A 21,009-nucleotide genomic window follows, 5' to 3' on the forward strand; every position below is an offset into this window, starting at 1 on the left:
TAATTGCTTCTGCACTTGCGGGCCAGGGATGGATCGCGCATCCCTCTTGGTTCCTCTTTGCAGTGGCTTTTCGGCCGTTCGATTTTCGGACGGCCGTTTCATTTTCGGCCGGTCGGTGAGAGGGCTGCTCAGGCGCCCGTGTGGCCGGGCGGCCCGCGTGGCGGGCACATGGCGCGTGGCCTGGAACTTGCGGGTAGGCAAGTCCCGGCTGGCTTTGGCGGTACCGTCGGGAGTAGGATGCAAAGAGCGGGCGCCAGTCCCGCGAAGCACGCCGCAAGACAAGAGATCAAGCCCAAGAGATCGAGCCGGATAACCGGCCATCCGAGCCCGCATCGGGCGGGCCCCCGCAAGGAGACACGGAATGCAAGAAGCCGGTACACCGATGGACTGGTTTTCCCATCCCGATCATGACGACAGCATCATGTCCGCCTGGGAGCACCTGATCGATGGCGGTGAGGCGAGCGCTGGCGAACTGCGCTGCGTGGTCGATGATTCCTGGCGCCGGTGCCTGGTGGGCCAGGTTGATCCTGGCGCCGGGGCCGCGCCGCCGCCGCTGGACGAAGCCGGCCTGCGAGTCCGGCGAGAGAAGAATGATCGCCTGGTCAGCGCCAGCCTGCCACTGATGCAGCAGACCCGCGAGTTTCTCTCGCAGACGGGCACCATCATGCTGCTGGCCGATCCTGACGGGATGATCCTCCAGCAGGAGGGCGATATGCATATTGTCGAGCCCGCCGGGGAAGTCGGCCTGATTCCGGGCTGCGACTGGACGGAGCTCAACTGCGGTACCAATGCCATCGGCACCGCGCTGGCCTTGCAGCAACCTGTGCAAATCCATGGTGCCGAGCATTTTTGTGCCGGCATCAAGCGCTGGACCTGCTCGGCCACCGTCATCCGTGATCCGCTGGACGGCGGCGTGCTTGGCGTGATCGACGTGTCAGGCCTGGCACAGACCTATAGCAGGCACAGCCTGGCGCTGACCGTGTCGCTGGCGGGCCGGATCGAGAGCCGGCTGGCCAAGCTGGCGATGGAGCGCCGCCTGCGGCTGCTGGACCGGTGCATGAGCCATTTTGCGTCGGTGGGCAGCGACGGGGTGCTCGTCCTTGACGAAGGCGGGCGCCTGGTCAAGGCCAATCCGCAGGCGCCTTCAGCGCTGGCGCGGCTGGGCGTGAGCACCATTTTGAACAACGCGTTTTCCATTCCTGGCCTGGACGCCCGCGGGGCGCGCGCCGGATCCGGGCCGCTCCCCGAATGGCTTCGCCTGACCCGCTTCGAAGCGATCCGCGATCGCGGCGACATGCTGGGTTTCGTGGTGGTGATTCCTGCCGCGCCGCATCACCCTGCATCAGGTACTGCCGGCGCGCCTGCCGCGCGGCTGGGCGCGGCGCCGGGGTTTTCCAGCATCGTGGGCAACGGAGCCGCCTTGCGCTCGGCGGTGGAGAAGGCGCAGCACCTGGCGCCGTCCAGGGTGCCGGTGCTGCTGCTGGGCGAAACCGGCGTTGGCAAGGAATTGTTCGCGCAGGGGATTCACCAGGCCAGCGCCTGCGCAGATGGCCCGTTCGTTGCGCTCAATTGCGGGGGGCTGTCACGGGACCTGCTCGCGAGCGAGCTCTTTGGCTATGCCGAGGGGGCGTTCACCGGCGCGCGCCGATCGGGCGCGGCCGGCAAGATCGAAGCCGCCAACCGGGGGACGCTATTTCTCGACGAGATTGGCGAAATGCCGCTCGACATACAGCCGCACCTGCTGCGTGTGCTGGAAGAGGGAGAGATCTACCGGCTGGGCGAGAACACGCCGCGCAAGGTCAGCTTTCGCCTGGTCGCCGCCACCCACCGGAACTTGCGTGACGACGTGGCCGCGGGGAAATTCCGCATGGACCTGTTCTACCGCATCGCCGTGACCAATATCGCGATACCCGCCTTGCGTGAGCGCAAGGACGACATTCCGGCCCTGGTCACGCACTGGCTGGGCCGGCTATGCGAGCGCTATGGGCTGCCGGTGGCCTCGTTCGACGACGATGCTTACCGATGCCTGCTTGCCTACGAGTGGCCGGGCAATGTCCGCGAGCTGCGAAACGCGCTCGAGGGCGCCTTGCTGATGGCCGAGGGCGGCGTGATCGCCATGGACAAGCTGCCGCTCGAAATCAGCTCGGTGGGGACCCCGCGCGGCGCCAGCCGGCCAAAGGACATTGCCGGCAATTTGCCCGAGACGGTTTGCTCACTGGAGATGGCCGAATCGGAATCCATCCGCAAGGCCCTGGCGTACAGCGGCGGCAACCTGACCAGGACCGCTTCGCGGCTCGGCATTGCGAAGAGCACCCTGTACCAGAAGATCCGGAAATACGGGTTGGGTGCCGCGCTGAGCGAAACACGCGGGCGGGTGGCATAGGGGCAGCGTGCGCGGCGTCCACGACGGCATTTCAGCCAAGCTTGGTGTCGCATTGCAGCATGGGTGCGGGCCTGGCGATTACCCCGGAGGTAATCGCCAGACGGCCTTCGCCATGCTGTAATGCCGTCATGGATACCCTGACCCCCAGCTCCGAAACCGCTCTCGATTTCCCCGGCTTGCTGCGTTACTGGCGCGGCAGGCGCGGCTATAGCCAGCTTGCGCTGTCGCTGGCCGCCGGGGTATCGCAGCGGCATATCAGTTTCCTTGAGTCCGGCCGCGCCCGGCCCAGCCGCGAAATGGTGCTGTCGCTGGCGGACCGCCTTGGCGTGCCGCTGCGCCAGCGCAACCGCCTGCTCCTGGCTGGTGGCTTCGCGCCGGCCTACACCGAGCACGGCCTGGCCGCGCCCGCGCTGCAGATGGTGCAGCAGGCCGTGGCGCTCATCCTGTCCAAGCAAGAGCCTTATCCCGCGGTGGTGCTGGACCGATTCTGGAATATGCTCGACGCCAACCAGGCATACCGCAACATGATTGGCGTGCTGCTGGGTGGGCGCGCACCGTCCACGCTGGAGGAGGGCGGCGGGCGTATCAACCTGATGCTGACCGTCTTCAATCCGGACGGCCTGTGGCCGGTTATCGACAACGCGCGCCAGATTGGGCGCTACCTGCTGCGGCGCGTGTGGCAGGAGTTGCAGACGCAGGCGCAGGACCAGACCGCGCGGGAGATCTTCCACCGCATTGCGGACTGGCATCCCGATATGGTCGGGCCGGCCGGCGTCCCGCTGTTCGACGACGACGCCGCAGAGCGTACGCCGCCTCCAATGCTGCCTGTGGCGCTGGCCGCCAATGGTTTTCGCGCCACGCTGTTCTCGACGCTGACCACGCTGGGCATTCCGCAGGACGTTACCCTGCAGGAGATGCGCATCGAGTGTTTCTTCCCGGCCGATGAGGCTTCGCGCCATGCACTCGAGGCGCTGTCGCGGTAGCCAGCGGCCCTGACCCGGCCGCGGGCTTGATCGCGGGTCCGGATTCATCTGGCCCGAACGCCGCGATCCGCCTTCCACTTTTCAACATCGGCTGGCAGCCCGGCGCGCGCTGAACAGATGGCGCAGCGTGGTGTGCGACAATGCGCGTTGTTTTTTGGTCTACACGAGGGTCCGTCCATGTCCTTGCGCGCCTTTTTCCTCGCTGCTGCCGTGCTGGTTGGCAGCAGTGTCTGTCTTGCCGCGTATGCCGAGCCTGCTGCTACGGTTCGCCCCGCTGCCACGGCGGGTTTATTAGATTGCCAGGCTCCCAGCGGGGGGGCTGGCTTCCGTTCCACGCCGCGCGAAGGCTGCGCCGTGCAGGCCGCGCCCGATTCTCCGGCGCCAGACCCGCAGCGCTGGCTGCCCCTGACGGGCGCCAACGGGGTGATCTCTTACTTCGACAAGACGTCGGTACGCCGCCGTGGTCCCGAGGTGGGGGTGGCAGTCATGCGCAACGCGCCGGCCGGGGTGATCCGCACCACCAGCGGCGAGCCGATCCGCTCCTCGCTCAAGCGCATGGTGTTCAATTGCGCTACGTCCATGTATGCGGTGGTGGAGCAGACGCTCTACGCCAAGCGTTATGCGCGCGGCGAGTCCCTTTACACCATCAGCGCCCCTCACGCTGGCATGCCGCAGCCTGCCAGCGCAGGCACTGTTCCCGGCGAGCTGCTCAGCCGCTTGTGTCCTTGATGCCAGCGCCGGCACGTGCGGCCAGGCTGGATGCTGCGCTGCAGTGTCGATAGGCGGGCCGACACGTCAACCCATTCGTTCCCGACTTCGTTTTGGTAGTCACGAAGCGCAGGTGCCTAGCGCCACCAAGGGCCGCAGGCAGGCTTCTCTTTACGGCTGACCAGGAGGCTGAAATGAAGAAGTGGATCGTGATGTTGACGCTGGCCATGTTTGGCGCTGGCGCTTATGCCCAGGCGTCGGCGCCTGCCGCGCCCGCGGCCGGCGACAAGCCAGCGGCGTCAAGCTCCGGCAAGATGACGAAGAAGCCGGCCAAGAAAAAGAAAAACCACGCACCTCCTGATACCGAGAAGATGATGAATAAAGGCGCCTGAGCGCCGCTAGTGAAAGGCGACGGGCAGCGGCGCGCCGGTGCGCGCGCTGGCTGCCGAGCTAGTTCGCCACGCCGCCTGCGAGCGCCGCGTTGCGCGTGAAGCGCGCGCTGCCGCGCTCCCAGGTACCGATGTCCAGCGGCGCCATGCGCCATCCGGGGGGCTGGCATCGAGGCGGAACCCGATCGAGAGGCTACGGCCTCTCTTTTTTTTTGGGGCCGCGGCAGACCCCATCCGCATGATTCCAGTGCAGTGCACGATTTCCGTAGGTGCGGTATGCGCCGTTCTAGTGCTGCGCACGTGCTCGCCACGCACGTTGACGGCGTGCGATCCGTATCCTAGCGTTGCAGATTCAGGAAGCTGCCCTATGCAGGAAACACGGTGCAGCGCTCTGAGGGCGGGGGGCGATGTTCGCCTTGCGCCCCGCTGCGTGGCGCCGCCGCGGCGCAAGTCATTGAAGCAATGACCAGGCTCCGGACGTGCCCTGCGAGGCACCAAGCGATGATTCGACGGTATGCCTAATGCGATGCCTGGGCTCGAGCGGCGCGCGCAAAGCGGCGTTCGGATGGCAGGGGTTTCAAATTGTTGCAAACGTTGCGTGATCGAAACGTGACTTCTTAGTCTCGAGTTGTTAAGGTCTTATTGCGCATCGCAGCAAGTCGGATATGCCCTGATACATCCAGACACAAGTTCAGCACCCAGTCAAAAGCGATGCGCAGCGAGATCCCCCTACAGTTTCCCCCGGGTACGCACTGGCAGGCTTCCCGCCGTTGTTTCAGTCATCCCGCTCGCATGGTGGCCCGCCTTTTGCAGCGGTGCTAGATCGATCCCAACCGTCCAACTACGCCCGTCACTGGCATTCATGTCCGAAACCGTTACCGTGCCGACCGTCGAATTCATCCAGCGCCGTGCAGTGGCACCTGCGAACACACGCACACTGCGCCTGGGCAGGTGGTTGTGCGGCGGCATGCTGGCACTGTGCGCCGTGGCGGCGCACGCGTTCGACTTCGACACCGTAGCGGCGCGTGCGCGCCAGCTTGCCGCAAGTCCTTACAAAGCACCCGCGCAGAATCTGCCACGTGAGCTGCGCGAGCTGCCGTACGAGCGCTACCGCGAGATCGAATACAAGCCTGAGCGATATCAGTGGCGCAATGCCAAGCTGCCGTTCGAGCTCTCCTTCTTTCATGAAGGCATGGTGTTTGACCAGCCGGTGCGCATCAATGAAGTGGTGAGCGGGAGCGCCCGCGAGATCCGCTTCGATCCGTCCGCGTTCAACTATGGGCCGCACAAGGTCGATACCAGCAAGCTCAAGACGCTTGGCTTCGCCGGCTTCCGCGTGCTCTATCCGCTCAACAGCACCAAGGGCAAGGACGAAGTCGTTTCTTTCCTGGGCGGCAGCTATTTCCGCGCGTTGGGCAAGGACCAGTGGTATGGCTTGTCGGCGCGAGGCCTGGCCGTGGATACCGGACTCAATTCCGGCGAAGAATTCCCGCGCTTCGTGGAATACTGGATCGAGCGGCCATCGCCGGCGGACAAGCAACTGACCATCTATGCGCTGATGGACTCGCGCCGCGTGAGCGGGGCGTACCGGATCGTGATCCGGCCGGGCACGGAGACGGTCATGGAGGTGAAGTCGCGCCTGTTCATGCGGGAGAACGTCACCAAGCTTGGCCTGGCACCGCTGACCAGCATGTATCTGTTTGGCGAGAACCAACCTTCTTCGGTGCCGGACTATCGGCCCGAAGTGCATGACTCCGATGGCCTCTCGGTACAGCTCGGCACGGGTGAGTGGCTGTGGCGGCCGCTGAGCAATCCCAAGCGCCTGCTGGTGACCTCGTTTGCCGCGACCAATCCGCAAGGATTTGGCCTGATGCAGCGGGATCGTAATTTCAGCAGCTACCAGGAAATTGGCGCGTGGTATGAGCGTCGGCCGAGCGCCTGGGTGGAGCCAAAGGGAAACTGGGGCTCGGGCCGGGTCGAGCTGGTGCAGATTCCGACCCCGGACGAGACCAACGACAACATCGTGGCGTACTGGGTGCCTGACACCCCGCCCAAGCCCAAGCAACCTTTCGATTTCGAGTATCGGCTGCTGTGGCAGAAGGACGGCGACAAACTGCCGCCACTGTCGTGGGTGACACAAACGCGGCGTGGCCAGGGCCTCAGCCGCAAGCAGGACGACACCAGTTTTTCGCTGGTGGTGGATTTTGAAGGCCCGGCCTTCAAGAAACTGGCCGCCGATACCCGGATCGATCCGGTGATCTCGGCCGACAGCAACGGGGAGCTGCTGAACACTTCGACGCAACGCAATGCGGCCACCGGCGGCTGGCGCATGACCATGGTCGTGCGCCGCAAGGACGAGAACAAACCGGTCGAATTGCGCGGCTATCTTCGCAACGGCAATACAACCCTATCCGAGACGTGGAGCTACATCTTACCCCCAGGCTGAAGCGGCGCGCCGCTCCGGCGGCGGCATGCGAGCGCTATCTCGATCGCGTTCCTGTCTCGCCCGACCAGCGTCGCGATCTGCTTAACAACGCCGCCGGCAGCGACGCCGCCGACACTGAGTCGGCCATCCATCTTCTGCAGCGCGCACTCGCGGCCAAAGACGGCGAGCCATCCCCGGCGGGCCCGTCCTACGGCTCGGTGGGGCGCCGCCTCAATCTTGCCTATGGCGCACCGCTGGCGTCGGGCGAGCCGCTGGTGCAGCGTCGTGCGGACGGCACCGTGCACATCGACACCGGCCCCGAACCCAAACGCGCTTCCATGGTGCCGCGGGCATGGCCTCCGCACATCGTCACCGGGTTCCTGCGCAACCTGGGCAGGCGCATGCTGGGCCGCCCGCCGGTGCCGGAAACCTGGGACACGCTGCATGACGGTCCCGATGCCGAGGGCAAATGGCACCCGGCGGGCAAGCACCGCCGATGGGTGCTGCTTGGCCTGGTAGCCGGGCAGACTGCGCTGGCTACGTACTTCATGACCAAGGTGCTGCCTTATCACGGCACCGATCCGCTCGAGATCGCCGTGCTGGCGCTCTTCGCCATCCTGTTTTCGTGGGTGTCGGCCGGGTTCTGGACCGCCATGATGGGTTTCCTGGTGCTGGCCAAAGGCGGCGACCGTCATCTGATCTCGCGCTCGGCCGCAGTGGATGGGCCGATTGCGGAGGAGGCACGCACGGCGGTCATCATGCCGATCTGCAACGAGGACGTGACCCGGGTATTTGCCGGGCTGCGCGCGACCTATGAGTCGATGGAGCGCACCGGCGAGCTGGCGCGCTTCGATTTCTTCGTGCTGTCCGACAGCGGCAACCCGGACCTGCGTACCGCCGAGACCGATGCGTGGATGGAAACCTGCCGCGCAGTCAACGGCTTCGGCCGAATCTTCTACCGCTGGCGCCGACACCGCGTGAAGCGCAAGACCGGCAACGTGGCGGACTTCTGCCGCCGCTGGGGCAGCGCCTATCACTACATGGTGGTGCTGGACGCAGATAGCGTGATGAGCGGCGAATGCCTGACCACGCTGGTCAAGCTGATGGAAGGCAATCCGGGGGCCGGCATCATCCAGACCGCGCCGCTGGCCGTGGGCCGCGAGACCATGTATGCGCGCGTGCAGCAGTTTTCCACGCGCGTGTACGGGCCGCTGTTTACCGCTGGCCTGCATTATTGGCAGCTCGGCGAATCGCACTACTGGGGCCACAACGCCATCATCCGCATCCAGCCGTTCATGGAGCATTGCGCGCTGGCGCCGTTGCCCGGCAAGGGCCCGCTGGCAGGAGAAATCCTCTCGCACGATTTCGTCGAGGCCGCCTTGATGCGCAGGGCCGGGTGGGGCGTGTGGATTGCCTATGACCTGGAGGGCTCCTATGAGGAGCTCCCGCCGAACCTGCTCGATGAGGTCAAGCGCGATCGCCGCTGGTGCCAGGGCAACCTGATGAACTTCCGCCTGTGGATGAAGCAGGGCTTTCACGCTGTGCACCGTGCGGTGTTCCTCACCGGTGTGATGGCTTATCTGTCGGCGCCGCTGTGGTTCCTGTTCCTGGTGTTGTCCACCCTCATGCTGGCCAAGCACGCGCTGGTGCCGCCGGAGTACTTCACGCAGCCCTACCAGTTGTTCCCGACCTGGCCGGAATGGCATCCCGAGAAGGCGCTGGCGCTGTTCTCGGCGACCGCCACGCTGTTGTTCCTGCCCAAGATCGCCAGCGTGGTGCTGCTGATGAAGGACTCGCGCAACTATGGCGGGCCAGTGCGCCTGGTGCTGTCGATGTTGATCGAAGTCGTGATGTCGGCCTTGCTGGCCCCGGTCCGCATGCTGTTTCACACCAAGTTCGTGGTGGCGGCCTATAGCGGCTGGGGCATTACGTGGAAGTCGCCGCCGCGTGAAGATGCGCAGACCACCTGGGGCGAAGCGTTCCGCCGCCACGGCATGCACACCTTGCTGGGCCTGGCCTGGGGCGGGCTGGTGCTGTGGCTGGACCCGAATTTCGTCTGGTGGCTGCTGCCGATCGTGGGCTCGCTGGTATGCTCGATTCCGCTGTCGGTCTGGCTGTCGCGGGTCTCGCTGGGCCGCGCGCTGCGCGGAGCCAGGTTGTTCGTGACGCCGGAGGAGGCCACGCCCCCGCGCGAGATGGTGGCCATGCAGAAGCACGTGGAGGCAGCGGGAGAGCCGCCGGCATTTATCGATGCCGTGGTCGACCCGGTGACCAATGCGCTGATGTGCGCGACCGCCTCGTCGCGCATGGTGCAGCCACAGGCTACGCGAGCGGAGCACGCCGCGCTGGTGCAAAAGGCGCTCACCGCCGGCCCGGACGCGCTGTCGGCTGCCGAGAAACACCTGTTGCTGGGCGATCCCTTTGCGCTCGCCCAGTTGCATGGACTGGTTTGGGGCTCACCGCTGGCGCATGCGCGTTGGAAAGAAACCCGTGTGCTGCCCCGGCGCGCTGCCAACGTGGTGCCCTTGCGTCCAAGGCTCGCCTGAGCCATGCCCCGGAGCTGGCGCACCAGCTCCCGGAGGCAAGGCCCGGCATCCCGGCAGGCATGCCAAATGGGGTTGGCAGGGTCTAGCGCAGTGCCGAGGAGCAGATGGGCGCGTTGATGTAGACGTCGCCAACGCGACGCTCGCCGCGCTCGTTGCGCGTCATGTAGCGGAACATCATGCTGATGCCCAGCTTGGTCAGGATTTCAACGTCCCGGTTCGCGCAGATATTGCGCTGCAGCGGTGCGGCGTAGCTGAGCTCGAAGCTGGCGAGGTCCAGCATGGGGCCTCGGTACTTGGTCAGCTCCAGCTGGAACAGGATATGTTTGCCAGGGACCGACTGGCAGCGGCGCAAGCGCGTCTCGCCATCGATCTCGATAGGCAGGGCGTCATTGAGCTGGCGGCAAGCGCGCGACAATATGTTGTCGGGACGGGCGGTATTGCGCAGCAATTCAGGCACGCCCGCCGCGCCGGTATTCTGGCCCGTGGCAGCGCCCTTGAGCATTTGCGCCAGGGCATCGGCCTCGTCCACCACCACGGGGGCAGGGGCGGAGGCGGCAGCCCTGGCTGGAGCCGGTGCCGCATGCGCGCGCTGCGCCCACGGCAAACTGGCCGCGCCGGCGGCCAGGGCAAAAAAGACAGAAAGCAGTTTGTATCTTGTTCTCATGCAGGAAAACGTTGCCGGGAACCGCACCATCGGGTGGGTTCCCGCGGTGCGTCGGGCTGCGCGATCGTCCGCCCCAGGCGGCCGACAGGCTGGCATTGTACCCTTGGCGTCGCTGCCGTTGAAAGCCACGCACTCCTCCACTCCGCGGCGAAGCGAGGCCCGGAATCGCCGCAATGCCGCGGTATCGTCAGGCCCGTCATCACAGTTGCACGCGTCCGGTCGGACGTGCGCCTGCATCATCGCCGCGCGGCGTGCCGAGTGCGCGGCTTGTTACGCTATGCAACAATTACGTCTTTAGCCGCTCCCGTGCCGCTACGCCGTTAGCCCGTTGACGCATCGGGCGCCGCTGGCCGTACCGGCGGCCTGGTTGTTCCTCAGGATGTTTCGATGACCCGCTCCACCCGCGCCCCGCAATCCGGGCGCTTTCCGCTTTGGCTCCTGGTATGCGCTTCGCTTACCGCACTGGCGCCGCTTTCCATTGACATGTACCTGCCGAGTTTCCCGGCGCTGGCCGGGGATCTCGGGGTCGATATCGGCCGCGTGCAGCTCACGTTGGGGACGTTCCTGGTCGGGTTGGCGGTGGGGCAGGCATTCTATGGCCCGATCAGCGACCGCTTTGGCCGCAAGCCGCCGCTGTATGTCGGCCTGCTGGCCTATGCGCTGGCCGCAGCCGGGTGCGCGCTCGCGCGTGACGTCGATGCGCTGATGCTGTGGCGTTTCCTGCAGGCGCTGGGCGGCTGCGCGGGCATGGTGATGGCGCGCGCCGTCATTCGCGACCGGCTGGAGGCCCATGAATCCGCGCGCGCCTTCTCCTCGCTGATGCTGGTGATGGGCCTGGCGCCGATCCTGGCGCCCATCATCGGGGGCGCCGTGCTGGCGGCATTCGGCTGGCGTGCCATCTTCTGGTTGTTGTGCGGGGCGAGCCTGCTGATCCTGTGGGTGGTCCACCGCTACATGGAGGAATCGCTCGACCACGCCAGCGCCATGCCGTTGCGGCTGGGCCGCGTGCTCTCGAATTACGGCGAGTTGCTGCGAGATCGGGGTTTCGTCGGCTATTCGCTGTCGGCCGGCTGCGCGCAGGCGGGCATGTTTGCATATATTGCGGGCTCGCCGTTCGTGCTGATCGAGTTGCATGGCATCGATCCCTCCCATTACGGCTTCGTGTTCGGCGCCAACGCATTGGGCCTGATCGGCATGTCCCAGCTCAATGCGCGCCTGGTGCGCAACCGCACGCTGGACCATGTCCTGCGCGGCGCGCTGCTGGCGCCGTGCCTGGCCGGCCTGGTCCTGGCCGCGGCTGTGCTCGCCGGCCTGGCGCCGCTGCCGGTGCTGCTGACGGGTTTCTTCGTGTTTATCGCCAGCCTTGGCTGTATCCTGCCGAACGCCTCGGCACTGGCCATGGACCAGCAGGGCCATCGTGCCGGCACGGCCTCCGCATTGATGGGAACGCTGCAATTCTCCCTGGGCACCCTGGCCGGCGCCGCCGTCAGCTTCTGGCGGGACGGCAGCGCGCTGCCGCTGGCGGTGGTCATGGGCGTTTGCGGTACCGGCGCCGTGCTGATGCGGGCCTTCGGCCGTTCAGGCGCGACGGTGCGCGGCGCCGGATGATCCGGGCGCCGACGCTGCAGCGGTAGCGGGGCGGCCTGGCTCAGTGTGGCCGCGCCATCCCATCGATACACGGTTAAGCGGCCGCGGCGTTTTGCAGCACCACCAGTTGGGCTGGCATTGGCGCGGCGAAGCCGGCCTCGCCAAAGCTCTCGCGGATCACGCGATTGCTATCGAAATACACCTGCCAGTAATGGTCGGTATGGCAGTGCGGACGTACCGCCAGCACCGGACCCACCAGGGTGAACTCGAGAATCTCCACGTCCGGCGGCGGCTCGGCCAGAACGTTGGGCAGCGCGGCCAGCCGCTCCTTGAGCAGGGTGGCGGCCGCCGCCACGTCCGTGCTGCCGGCCAACTGGGCCTTGAGCTCGACCCGGCGGTACGGGTTGGCGCTGAAGTTCTGGATGGTGTCCGCAAAGATCTTGTTGTTGCCGACCACGGTGAGGACATTGTCGGGCGTGTCCAGCGTGGTGGCAAACAGGCCGATCTCCCTGACGGTGCCGGTGATCCCGCCTGCCGTGACGAAATCCCCGACCTTGAAGGGCCGCAGCACCACCAGGAAGGCGCCTGCCGCGAAATTGGACATCAGCCCCGACCACGCCATGCCGATGGCGATGCCGGCCGCCGCGATCAGCGCGGCAAAGCTGGTGGTCTGGATGCCGAAGTAACCCAGGATCCCGATGATCAGCACGACATTCAGGGTCACCGTGACGATGGAGCCGACATAGCGCAGCAGGGTCGGGTCGACCTTTTGCTTGGTCAGGGACCCCTGCACCATGCGCACCACGACATGGATCAGCCACCGGCCAATCACCCAGAAGACGAGGGCGGCGAGAACCTTGAACCCGACTTCCGTCGCATAGGCGACCACCACATCCTGATACTTCTGCAGCGTTGTAGCATCCATCGCGTTTCTCCCTTGCTGGCTCGGCAGGTACACAGGCAACGAACATCATGCAGCGGATGCCCGGGCGCATCGGCGGCGGGGCGCGAAGGTGGGCAACGCATTATTGCTACGCGGCGAGCGGAAGTTCAAGCACAAAATGGCCGCAAAGGGCGCAGGGCGCCACTCGCGGCCATGGGGCGCAGGAGAAGGGGTGGCGGCGCGCAAGAGCGCAAGGGCGCAATTCCCTTTGCGCCGTGCCTTACCAGTTGGTTTCGCGCTCCGGCGTGGCGGAGATGCGATGCAGCGACAGGTCCGCGCCGTTGTATTCCGATTCAGCGTCGAGCCGGATGCCCACGACTTTCTTGAGCGTGCCGTAAACCACGGTGCCACCCACCAGGGCGATCACGATGCCAAGGAGGGTGCCGAGGCACTGCGCGCCGAGCGAAACGCCGCCAATGCCACCGAGCGCCTGGCTGCCAAAGATGCCGGCGGCAATGCCGCCCCACGCGCCGCACAGCCCGTGCAGCGGCCAGACGCCCAGCACATCATCGATATGCCACTTGTTCTGGGCCAGCGTGAACAGGTAGACGAACAGCGCACCGGCGATGGCGCCCGTGACCAGCGCGCCCAACGGGTGCATCAGGTCGGATCCGGCGCAGACCGCCACCAGCCCGGCCAGCGGGCCGTTGTAGGCAAAGCCGGGGTCGTTGCGGCCGGCCGCCCAGGCGGCCAGCGTGCCGCCGGCCATGGCCATCAGGGAGTTGATGGCCACCAGCCCGCTGATCTTGTCGACGGTTTGCGCGCTCATGACATTGAAACCGAACCAGCCTACCGCCAGCACCCATGCGCCCAGCGCCAGGAACGGGATGTTCGAGGGCGGGTGCGCGCTGATGCGGCCGTCTTTCTGGTAGCGGCCGCGGCGCGCGCCCAGCAGCAAGATGGCGGGAAGCGCGATCCAGCCGCCCATGGCGTGGACCACGACGGAGCCGGCGAAGTCGTGGAACGGCACGCCCGCGACCGAGGCGATCCAGTCCTGCACGCCAAAGCGGTTGTTCCAGACGATGCCCTCGAAGAAGGGATAGACCAGGCCCACCAGCACGAAGGTGGCCACCAGTTGCGGATTGAAGCGCGAGCGCTCGGCAATGCCGCCAGAAATAATCGCCGGTATGGCGGCGGCAAACGTTGCCAGGAAGAAGAACTTCACCAGCTCATAGCCGCTTCTTTCCGCCAGTGCATGGGCGCTGGTGAAGAACTCGACCCCATAGGCCACGGTGTAGCCAATAAAGAAATAGGCGATCGTGGAAACCGCAAAATCCACCAATATCTTGACCAGTGCGTTGACCTGGTTCTTCTTGCGCACCGTGCCCAGTTCCAGGAACGCAAAGCCCGCGTGCATGGCGAGCACCATGATCGCCCCTAGCAAGATGAACAGGGCATCGGTGCCACTCTTCCATTTGTCCATACAATCCTCAATGCGCAAAATGGGAGCACACGGATGCAAAAAGCGTACCAGTCTGGGGCATCGGAGACGGGGATCTGCACCGTGTTGGTGGAATTTGCACCGATTTGTCGCGCTCGACGTGGGTGCCGCGCGGATTGCGAAGCCATCACCGGAAACCGAATGTCATGCGCCGGGGATGCCTGGCATGTGGAGTCTGCGCCAAAATGAGGCAATGCCCCGATTTGGGGCGCGCGTCCACCGGTTATATGCACCATGATGGGTTCTTTTTGGCGCGTCCGTCCAAAGCCATTGGGATGCTGCCAACCAAGCTGCCTGGGTGGGTTCGGAGGCAGCAAGGCGCACGCAGCGATGGCCTGACCTTGTCAAGCGATGCCTGTCATCACGTACCCGCGTTCGAATGACCATTACTCTCGCCGGCCGCATTTGAAAGCACGGAAAAGGAGGGGTAAATTCCCCGCAAAGGCGCTTGACTCAAGGATTTGCGGCTTTTTTCGTTGCATTGGTGCCACTGGGGATTGCCCAATGCGTAAAGCGCGGATTAGACTGCGCCGATCGGTAATTTGCCGCGTGGCAGACACTCCGATCAAGACGACCAACAAGGGAAATCAGCCATGAATAAAGGTGAACTGGTATCTGCCATCGCCGCTGACGCGGAACTGAGCAATGCTGCAGCAGAGCGCGCGCTGAATGCCGCTCTGGACAACATTAAGAAGGCGGTTGCCAAGGGTGATTCGGTAACGCTGGTGGGCTTCGGCAGCTTCAGCTCCGGCAAGCGCGCCGCACGTACCGGACGCAATCCGCGTACTGGCGAGACCATCAAGATTCCGGCCGCCAAGACGGTCAAGTTCTCTGCCGGCCAAGGGTTCAAGGACGCTGTGAACAAGAAGAAATAAGTAGTCCGCGCCCCAGGCGCTGATGAGAAGGCGGCCCGTTGGGCCGCTTTTTTATTGGTGCGCGGGTGCTTTTTGACGTTCTCGGGGGCAAGGCAGGACGATCGTTCCGGGTTAAACTGCCGATCGTCGGCGCCAGCCTTTCGACCTGCGCCGCGGGTCGGCCCGGCCGCTTCCAGATTCCGGATTTTCATCATGAATGACCTGTCCCACCAGCTTTCCATGACCGTGCTGATGACGCCGGACATGGCCAATTTCTCCGGCAATGTGCACGGCGGCACCATCCTCAAGTACCTCGACATGGTGGCCTATGCCTGTGCCAGCCGCTATGCCGGGCGCTATGTGGTCACGCTGTCGGTCGACCAGGTCGTGTTTCGCCAGCCTATCCACGTGGGTGAGCTGGTGACGTTCCTGGCGGCAGTCAACTTCACCGGCCGCAGCTCCATGGAAATCGGCATCAAGGTGATCACGGAGAATATCCGCAGCAAGCTGGTTCGCCATACCAACAGCTGCTACTTCACCATGGTCGCGGTGGACGACAGCGGCGCGCCTGCCGAAGTGCCGCCGCTGGTGCCCCGCGATGAAGTCGAGCGCCAGCGCTTTGCCGCGGCCCAGTTGCGCCGCCAGCTGCGTCAGGAAATGGAAAAACGGCACGATGAAATCACCGGCACGGTGTCCTGAGGTGGGGAGCACGGCCATGCAATCCGGGCGTTCCCATTGCGTTTCCCGTGGGCCGTTTTGGCCCCTGACCGGCCTTCTGGCGGCGTTGGCGCTGCTGGCGCCGGCCGTGCATGCCGAGGAAATCGGCAGCGTGAGCACCAATTTCCGCATGACCGGCTCCGACAAGGTTGTGATCGAAGCCTATGACGATCCGCAGGTCGAGGGCGTGACCTGCTACGTGTCGCGTGCCCGCACCGGAGGCATCAAGGGTTCGCTGGGCATGGCCGAAGACCCGCCGGAAAGCTCCATTGCCTGCCGCCAGGTCGGCCCGATCACGTTCAAGGGGCCGCTGCGCCAGCAGGACAATGTGTTTTCCGAGCGCATGTCGATCCTGTTCAAGACCCTGCACGTGGTGCGCACGGTCGACCGCAAGCGCAACACCCTGGTCTACCTGACCTACTCGGACCGCATCGTGTCCGGCAGCCCGCAGAATAGCGTGACCGCCGTGCCGGTGGCGGCTGCCACGCCGATTCCGGTCAAGTAGGCATCCAAGGCATCCAGGCATTCGTTTCCCGATCCACGATCCATTCAACAATCCAGTCCGGAGAAGACAGCATGAGTGAGCAAGGCAAGGTTGCGCTGGTAACGGGCGCGGCCCGCGGCATCGGCAAGGCGGTGGCGCAGGCGCTGCTCGTGGCAGGCTATCGGGTGGTGTTTGCCGGGCGTACCGCCGCGCCGCTGGAGGCGCTGGCCGCGCAAGCCAAGGCCGAGGGCCATACGGCGCTGGCGGTGCAATGCGACGTCAGCGATCCGGATTCGGTGGAGCGGCTCTTTGCCCAGGTTCGCGACCATTTCGGCCGGCTCGATGTGCTGTTCAACAACGCCGGCATCAATGCGCCAGCGGTGTCGATCGATGAACTCTCTGTTGCGCAATGGAAGGCCGTGCTGGACACCAACCTGACGGGCGTGTTCCTGTGCTCGCGCGCGGCCTTCGCGTTGATGAAGTCGCAGAGCCCGCGTGGCGGCCGCATCATCAACAACGGCTCGATCTCGGCGCACGCGCCGCGTCCCAACACGGTGCCGTACACGGCCACCAAGCACGCCATTACCGGGCTGACCAAGAGCCTCTCGCTGGATGGCCGCGCCTTTGACATCGCCTGCGGGCAGATCGATATCGGCAACGCCGCCACCGACATGGCCTCGCGCATGGCGCGCGGCGTGCCGCAAGCCAACGGCGAGATCGCGCCGGAGCCGCTGATGGACGTGGCGCATGTAGCCAGCTCGGTGGTGCACATGGCCAACCTGCCGCTGGATGCCAATGTGCAGTTCATGACCGTGATGGCCACCAAGATGCCCTTCGTCGGGCGCGGCTGAGCACGGCGCAAGCGCCTGGCCGGCATCGCGCCGGCCAGGCGTCTCCCGCTATTTGATCGCCAGTGCCTCGCTTTCGGCGCGGCAGTCGCCGGTCGGCCGCAGTCCCTTGGCACGGGTTTCTGCCACCTCTGCTTTGGCTGCCGCAAGATCTGCGAGGAAGGTGGGGTCTGAGTGCAGCCGCGCCACGGTAGCTGCGCCCATGATGCGGCCCTGCGTTGCATCGCTTTGCCAGTGCACGTTGCAGACCAGCCGGCTTTGCCCATAGGCGAGCCCGCGCGCCAGGATCATATTGGACTGTTGCGGCGCGATTTCCGCCAGGATCAACGCCCACGCCCAGCCGATGGCGTTATGCCCCGAAGGGTAGGAGCCGTCCTTGGAAAGCATGGCTTCCTCGGCGGGCGTGCAACTCGGCTGCTGGTTGACCATGAACGGCCGGGCGCGCGTGTATTTGTCCTTCACGCCGTACGTCGATAATCCCGCGTCGGCCAGGGTCCGGCGCAGCAGCAGGTAGAGCCGGGGCGTTTGCTCCTGCGATATCGGCACATCCAGCGCGCACGAGAAAATCCCCGCGGCCTGCGGGAATTTCAGGTTGGCGTCGACTGCCGCCTGGCGGTAGCGTGCCGTGCTTCGCAGGGCCTGGTTGCCGCGCGCGATCTCGTCGTCCAGGGCTTGCGCCGCGGAGCCGGGCGCGGGCGGCGGTGGCACCAGGGCGAGGCTATCGGGCCGTGCGTCCGCCGGCAGGTAGCCGGCGAGAATGCCGGGCCGTATCTCCGGCACCGGCGCCGGCGCCGCGGCGCTGCTCTGGCCCTGGCTGGCACAGCCTGCGAGGAGCAAGGCTGTGCCCACCACGGACAAGCCCGCGAGCCGGTTGCCGGAGGGCAGGAAATGTCTGGTGAATGAGTGTGCTTGCATCTGCGTTTGTATCTGTTGGTTGTTTTCGTAGCCGCAGTCGGACCGGCGTGGTACCGGTAGGCAAGCGGCCGTGCTCCCGTTCACGGCCGCCTGGGTGATCCTGTCCTTGTCCAGCGCGCGGGCTCAGGCTTCGAACATCTTGCGCAGTGTCGACTTCAGGATCTTGCCGTTGGCATTGCGCGGCAGCATGTCGGGGCAGAACACGATCCGCACCGGCACCTTGAAGGCCGCCAGCCGCTCGCCCACGAACGCCTGCAGTTCCGCCTCGGTGGCTTGCGCGCCCGGCTTCAGGCTGACCACGGCCGCGGGCTCTTCGCCCAGCGTGCGGTGGGGGATGCCGACCAGCGCGGCGTCCATGATCGCGGGGTGATCGTAGAGCGCGCTTTCCACCTCGATGCTGTAGATGTTCTCGCCGCCGCGGATCAACATGTCCTTCATGCGGTCGACAATATAGACAAAACCTTCCTCATCCAGCCACGCGATGTCGCCGGTCTTGAGCCAGCCGTCGATGAACGTTTGCGCGGTGGCTTCCGGCTTGTTCCAGTAGCCGCGCACCACGTTGGCGCCGCGCACCATGAGCTCGCCGGTCTCGCCGGTGGGCAAGCTGTGTCCGCGCCCGTCCACCACCTTCATCTCGCCGATAGGCAAGGCCGGGCCGCCGCTTTCGGGGCGCTCGATATACTCCTCTGCACTGTGGCTGGTGAAGGTGGCCGATGTCTCGGTCATGCCCCAGCCAATGCCGGGGGCCGAATGCGGAAACACTTCCTTGATGCGGCGTACCAGCTCGGCCGAAGCGGGGGCGCCACCGTAGTTGACGTTTTCCAGCGACGACAGGTCAAAGCGCTCGCGCTCCGGGTGCTCGATGATCTGCCAGGCGATGGTGGGCACGCCGCCGGCAGCCGTGCAACGTTCGCGCTCGATCAGGCCCATGGCACGCACGGCATCCCAGCGGCGCATCAACACGATCTTGGTGCCGCTGGCCAGCGCACCGTTGAGCACCGCCATGCAACCGGTAACGTGAAAGAACGGCACCGACAGCAGCATGCCCTTTTGCGGCGCGGCCGGATCGGGCGCGGGGATCGCCTCGCCGCGGCGCAGGCAATTGCGCATCGGGCTGAATGCGGCGGCCACGGCCACGTTGGTGGCGTTGCGGTGGGTGCCGAGCGCGCCCTTGGGCTTGCCGGTGGTGCCTGACGTATAGAAGATGGTGGCGTCGTCGTCGGCGTCGATGGCCACAGTGGGCACCGGCAGTTCGGGCAGCGATGCCCATTGATCCGGCGTGCCGATCAGGCTCTCCAGCCGGCTGATGCGCGCGTCGCTAGCCGGCGCATCGGCGCGGCTGACGTAGATCTTTTCCAGCGCGGGGCAGCCTGGCAGGTGCTCGATGATGCGGCCCAGGCGTTCATCGTCAACGATGGCGATCTTGTTGCCGGAGTCGGCCAGGCCGTACTCCAGTTCCGCCCCGGTCCACCAGGCGTTGAGCGGCGTGACGATGGCGCCTGTCAGCAAGGCGCCGTAGAAAACGGCCGGCCATTCCGGCAGGTTGCGCATGGCCAGCGCCACGCGGTCTCCCTTTTTCACGCCATCCTGGATCAGCGCATGCGCGATGGTGAGCGCGGCGCGGGCGAACGCATCGTACGAGACACGTTCGTCTTCGTAGACGACGAAGGTTTTGTCGCCCAACGTGCGAGCTTGCAGGAACAGGTCGCGCAGCGTGGGTGGCGCGTTCTTCCAGACGACGGTGGTAATGCCCCGGATCACGCGCGTTTCGGTTTCGAAAGGGGCGCCGGGCGCGGTAAGGCGGGCGTGGGCCTCGGCCAGGCTGATTGCCGGCCAGGTCGTAGCGGATTGCGGGTGGTTCGACATCGGTGCCTCCCTGACTGCATGGCAGGATGGGCAACGCTCTGGCATGCCGGCGCGCAAGCTTGCCCGCGTGCCGCGCCAGCCCGGAAATGCGCTCGGCAATGCACGCGGGCACGAAGTGCCCCAGCTCAGGCCTCGGGCATCGGGCTTTGCGCCCTGGCCCTGGAGCGAGCCCGGAACGGGAACAGCAGGTGCTTAGCGGATCAGATCGTGACGCCGCCGTCCACCACCATGGCCTGGCCGGTCATGAAGGTACTGGCCGAGGAGGCCAGGAACACCGCGGCGCCGGCAATCTCCACCGGCTCGCCGATGCGGCGCAGGGGCGCGCCTTGCGTCGACAGCTTGTAGCGCTCCGGATCCTCCCAGAGCGCCTTGGCGAAATCGGTGCGGATCAGGCCAGGGGCGATGCAGTTCACGCGCACGTTGCTCGGGCCGAACTCCACCGCAAGGTTGCGTGCCAGCTGGAAGTCGGCTGCCTTCGACACGTTGTACACGCCGATGGTGGGCGAGCCGCGCAGGCCGCCGATGGACGACACGATGATGATCGAACCGTCCTTGCGCTCAAGCATCTGCGGGGCCACCATCTGGATCAGCCAGTGGTTGGAGATGACGTTGTTGTCCAGCACCTTGCGGAACTGTTCGTCGGTCACGCCGCTCATCGGGCCGTAATAGGGGTTGGACGCCGCGTTGCAAACCAGTACGTCGATCTTGCCGAACGTGCTGTTGGTCTGGTCGACCAGGCGCTGCAGGTCTTCCTTGGAGGAGATATTTGCGGGCACGGCAATCGCGGTGCCGGCGCCATGCTTGGCATTGATGGCGTCGACGACTTCCTGGCAGGCCTCGGCCTTGCGCGAGGAAATCACCACTTTGGCTCCCTGCACCGCCATCTGCTCAGCGATGGCGCGGCCGATGCCGCGTGAAGAGCCGGTGACGACGGCAACCTTGCCGGTCAGGTCGAACAATGACATGCGTGTCTCCTGGTGTCCTGGTCCTCGCGGGGCGGGACCAGATGATCTTTAAAAGGCGCTGGTGAATCTGCATCTTGGCAGCACTGCCCGGTGCTTGTTCTGCACAGCGGTTCACGCAGAAGCTTGCGAGCATCGTAGTGCTACCGGCCGGTACATTATGGTTGGGAGGCATGGCTCAGTCCACAAGCAAATCGGCAGCCGGCCCGGCTTATCAGAGAATTTTCTGTTGGCAATGCATTCGGTGCATGACGTCAGCAAGACAAGCGGCATGATGTCCGTACCCACAAACGG

The 21,009-nt window shown here is 65.4% G+C and carries 17 protein-coding genes; 11 read left to right on the forward strand and 6 right to left on the reverse strand.

Annotated elements, in window-relative coordinates:
- Positions 1-361 precede the first annotated feature (361 nt).
- The 6 genes from ACX12D_RS24660 (at position 362) to mdoH (ending at position 9,434) form a co-directional block, all read left to right on the forward strand.
- Positions 362-2,383 carry a sigma-54-dependent Fis family transcriptional regulator gene (locus ACX12D_RS24660; RefSeq protein WP_459376081.1) on the forward strand — a complete coding sequence of 674 codons (2,022 nt, stop codon included), beginning with the start codon at positions 362-364 and terminating at the stop codon, positions 2,381-2,383.
- 128 nt (positions 2,384-2,511) lie between these two features.
- Positions 2,512-3,366 (forward strand): helix-turn-helix domain-containing protein, encoded by an 855-nt coding sequence (locus ACX12D_RS24665; RefSeq protein WP_459376082.1) that lies wholly within the window; start codon positions 2,512-2,514, stop codon positions 3,364-3,366.
- A 177-nt stretch (positions 3,367-3,543) separates the two neighbouring features.
- Positions 3,544-4,095 carry a surface-adhesin E family protein gene (locus ACX12D_RS24670; protein WP_459376084.1) on the forward strand — a complete coding sequence of 184 codons (552 nt, stop codon included), beginning with the start codon at positions 3,544-3,546 and terminating at the stop codon, positions 4,093-4,095.
- Positions 4,096-4,268: 173 nt separating this feature from the next.
- Positions 4,269-4,466, forward strand: coding sequence for a hypothetical protein (locus tag ACX12D_RS24675; RefSeq protein ID WP_459376085.1), 198 nt, complete (start codon positions 4,269-4,271; stop codon positions 4,464-4,466).
- An 859-nt stretch (positions 4,467-5,325) separates the two neighbouring features.
- Positions 5,326-6,909: a glucan biosynthesis protein G gene (locus ACX12D_RS24680; protein WP_459376086.1), complete on the forward strand. Its 1,584-nt coding sequence runs from the start codon at positions 5,326-5,328 to the stop codon at positions 6,907-6,909.
- Positions 6,882-9,434, forward strand: a complete 2,553-nt coding sequence (gene mdoH, locus ACX12D_RS24685) for a glucans biosynthesis glucosyltransferase MdoH (protein WP_459376088.1) — start codon at positions 6,882-6,884, stop codon at positions 9,432-9,434. The genes ACX12D_RS24680 and mdoH overlap by 28 nt, the downstream gene beginning before the upstream one ends.
- Positions 9,435-9,516: 82 nt before the next feature.
- On the opposite strand, the gene ACX12D_RS24690 is transcribed toward mdoH, so the two are convergent.
- A complete protein-coding gene (locus tag ACX12D_RS24690) occupies positions 9,517-10,098 on the reverse strand; it encodes a hypothetical protein (protein ID WP_441638896.1) in 582 nt (193 codons plus the stop codon).
- Between the two features lie 387 nt (positions 10,099-10,485).
- On the opposite strand from ACX12D_RS24690, the gene ACX12D_RS24695 reads away from it, so the two are divergent.
- Positions 10,486-11,706, forward strand: coding sequence for a Bcr/CflA family multidrug efflux MFS transporter (locus ACX12D_RS24695; RefSeq protein ID WP_459376089.1), 1,221 nt, complete (start codon positions 10,486-10,488; stop codon positions 11,704-11,706).
- A gap of 73 nt (positions 11,707-11,779) precedes the next feature.
- On the opposite strand, the gene ACX12D_RS24700 is transcribed toward ACX12D_RS24695, so the two are convergent.
- Both ACX12D_RS24700 and ACX12D_RS24705 read right to left on the reverse strand, forming a co-directional pair.
- The gene (locus ACX12D_RS24700; protein ID WP_459376090.1) at positions 11,780-12,610 is read right to left on the reverse strand and encodes a mechanosensitive ion channel family protein; all 831 of its coding nucleotides are present in this window, start codon (positions 12,608-12,610) and stop codon (positions 11,780-11,782) included.
- Between the two features lie 238 nt (positions 12,611-12,848).
- A complete protein-coding gene (locus ACX12D_RS24705; protein ID WP_459376092.1) occupies positions 12,849-14,051 on the reverse strand; it encodes an ammonium transporter in 1,203 nt (400 codons plus the stop codon).
- Between the two features lie 611 nt (positions 14,052-14,662).
- Here ACX12D_RS24705 and ACX12D_RS24710 point away from each other — a divergent pair.
- The 4 genes from ACX12D_RS24710 to ACX12D_RS24725 all read left to right on the forward strand — a co-directional run bounded on the left by ACX12D_RS24710 (position 14,663) and on the right by ACX12D_RS24725 (position 16,975).
- Entirely contained in the window at positions 14,663-14,944 is a 282-nt protein-coding gene (locus ACX12D_RS24710) for an HU family DNA-binding protein (protein WP_017226623.1), read from the forward strand.
- Positions 14,945-15,136: 192 nt separating this feature from the next.
- On the forward strand, positions 15,137-15,622 hold the full coding sequence (locus tag ACX12D_RS24715; RefSeq protein WP_174427135.1) for an acyl-CoA thioesterase: 486 nt from the start codon (positions 15,137-15,139) through the stop codon (positions 15,620-15,622).
- A 16-nt stretch (positions 15,623-15,638) separates the two neighbouring features.
- Positions 15,639-16,145 carry a CreA family protein gene (locus ACX12D_RS24720; RefSeq protein ID WP_459376094.1) on the forward strand — a complete coding sequence of 169 codons (507 nt, stop codon included), beginning with the start codon at positions 15,639-15,641 and terminating at the stop codon, positions 16,143-16,145.
- A 71-nt stretch (positions 16,146-16,216) separates the two neighbouring features.
- Positions 16,217-16,975 carry an SDR family oxidoreductase gene (locus ACX12D_RS24725; RefSeq protein ID WP_459376095.1) on the forward strand — a complete coding sequence of 253 codons (759 nt, stop codon included), beginning with the start codon at positions 16,217-16,219 and terminating at the stop codon, positions 16,973-16,975.
- 48 nt (positions 16,976-17,023) lie between these two features.
- On the opposite strand, the gene ACX12D_RS24730 is transcribed toward ACX12D_RS24725, so the two are convergent.
- From ACX12D_RS24730 to ACX12D_RS24740, 3 genes are all read right to left on the reverse strand, one after another.
- Entirely contained in the window at positions 17,024-17,887 is an 864-nt protein-coding gene (locus ACX12D_RS24730) for an acid phosphatase (RefSeq protein WP_459376097.1), read from the reverse strand.
- Between the two features lie 123 nt (positions 17,888-18,010).
- Complete coding sequence (locus ACX12D_RS24735) at positions 18,011-19,753, reverse strand: class I adenylate-forming enzyme family protein (RefSeq protein ID WP_459376098.1); 1,743 nt, start codon at positions 19,751-19,753, stop codon at positions 18,011-18,013.
- 200 nt (positions 19,754-19,953) lie between these two features.
- Positions 19,954-20,718, reverse strand: a complete 765-nt coding sequence (locus ACX12D_RS24740; RefSeq protein WP_006160016.1) for an SDR family oxidoreductase — start codon at positions 20,716-20,718, stop codon at positions 19,954-19,956.
- Positions 20,719-21,009 lie beyond the last annotated feature (291 nt).

It is taken from the genome of Cupriavidus sp. PET2-C1 (assembly GCF_054515855.1).

Bases quoted from the DNA above. Each gene is read 5' to 3' on its own strand.
- ACX12D_RS24660 (WP_459376081.1), top strand. From the start codon at position 362: ATGCAAGAAGCCGGTACACCGATGGACTGGTTTTCCCATCCCGATCAT.
- ACX12D_RS24665 (WP_459376082.1), top strand. From the start codon at position 2,512: ATGGATACCCTGACCCCCAGCTCCGAAACCGCTCTCGATTTCCCCGGC.
- ACX12D_RS24670 (WP_459376084.1), top strand. From the start codon at position 3,544: ATGTCCTTGCGCGCCTTTTTCCTCGCTGCTGCCGTGCTGGTTGGCAGC.
- ACX12D_RS24675 (WP_459376085.1), top strand. From the start codon at position 4,269: ATGAAGAAGTGGATCGTGATGTTGACGCTGGCCATGTTTGGCGCTGGC.
- ACX12D_RS24680 (WP_459376086.1), top strand. From the start codon at position 5,326: ATGTCCGAAACCGTTACCGTGCCGACCGTCGAATTCATCCAGCGCCGT.
- ACX12D_RS24690 (WP_441638896.1), bottom strand. From the start codon at position 10,098: ATGAGAACAAGATACAAACTGCTTTCTGTCTTTTTTGCCCTGGCCGCC.
- ACX12D_RS24695 (WP_459376089.1), top strand. From the start codon at position 10,486: ATGACCCGCTCCACCCGCGCCCCGCAATCCGGGCGCTTTCCGCTTTGG.
- ACX12D_RS24700 (WP_459376090.1), bottom strand. From the start codon at position 12,610: ATGGATGCTACAACGCTGCAGAAGTATCAGGATGTGGTGGTCGCCTAT.
- ACX12D_RS24705 (WP_459376092.1), bottom strand. From the start codon at position 14,051: ATGGACAAATGGAAGAGTGGCACCGATGCCCTGTTCATCTTGCTAGGG.
- ACX12D_RS24710 (WP_017226623.1), top strand. From the start codon at position 14,663: ATGAATAAAGGTGAACTGGTATCTGCCATCGCCGCTGACGCGGAACTG.
- ACX12D_RS24715 (WP_174427135.1), top strand. From the start codon at position 15,137: ATGAATGACCTGTCCCACCAGCTTTCCATGACCGTGCTGATGACGCCG.
- ACX12D_RS24720 (WP_459376094.1), top strand. From the start codon at position 15,639: ATGCAATCCGGGCGTTCCCATTGCGTTTCCCGTGGGCCGTTTTGGCCC.
- ACX12D_RS24725 (WP_459376095.1), top strand. From the start codon at position 16,217: ATGAGTGAGCAAGGCAAGGTTGCGCTGGTAACGGGCGCGGCCCGCGGC.
- ACX12D_RS24730 (WP_459376097.1), bottom strand. From the start codon at position 17,887: ATGCAAGCACACTCATTCACCAGACATTTCCTGCCCTCCGGCAACCGG.
- ACX12D_RS24735 (WP_459376098.1), bottom strand. From the start codon at position 19,753: ATGTCGAACCACCCGCAATCCGCTACGACCTGGCCGGCAATCAGCCTG.
- ACX12D_RS24740 (WP_006160016.1), bottom strand. From the start codon at position 20,718: ATGTCATTGTTCGACCTGACCGGCAAGGTTGCCGTCGTCACCGGCTCT.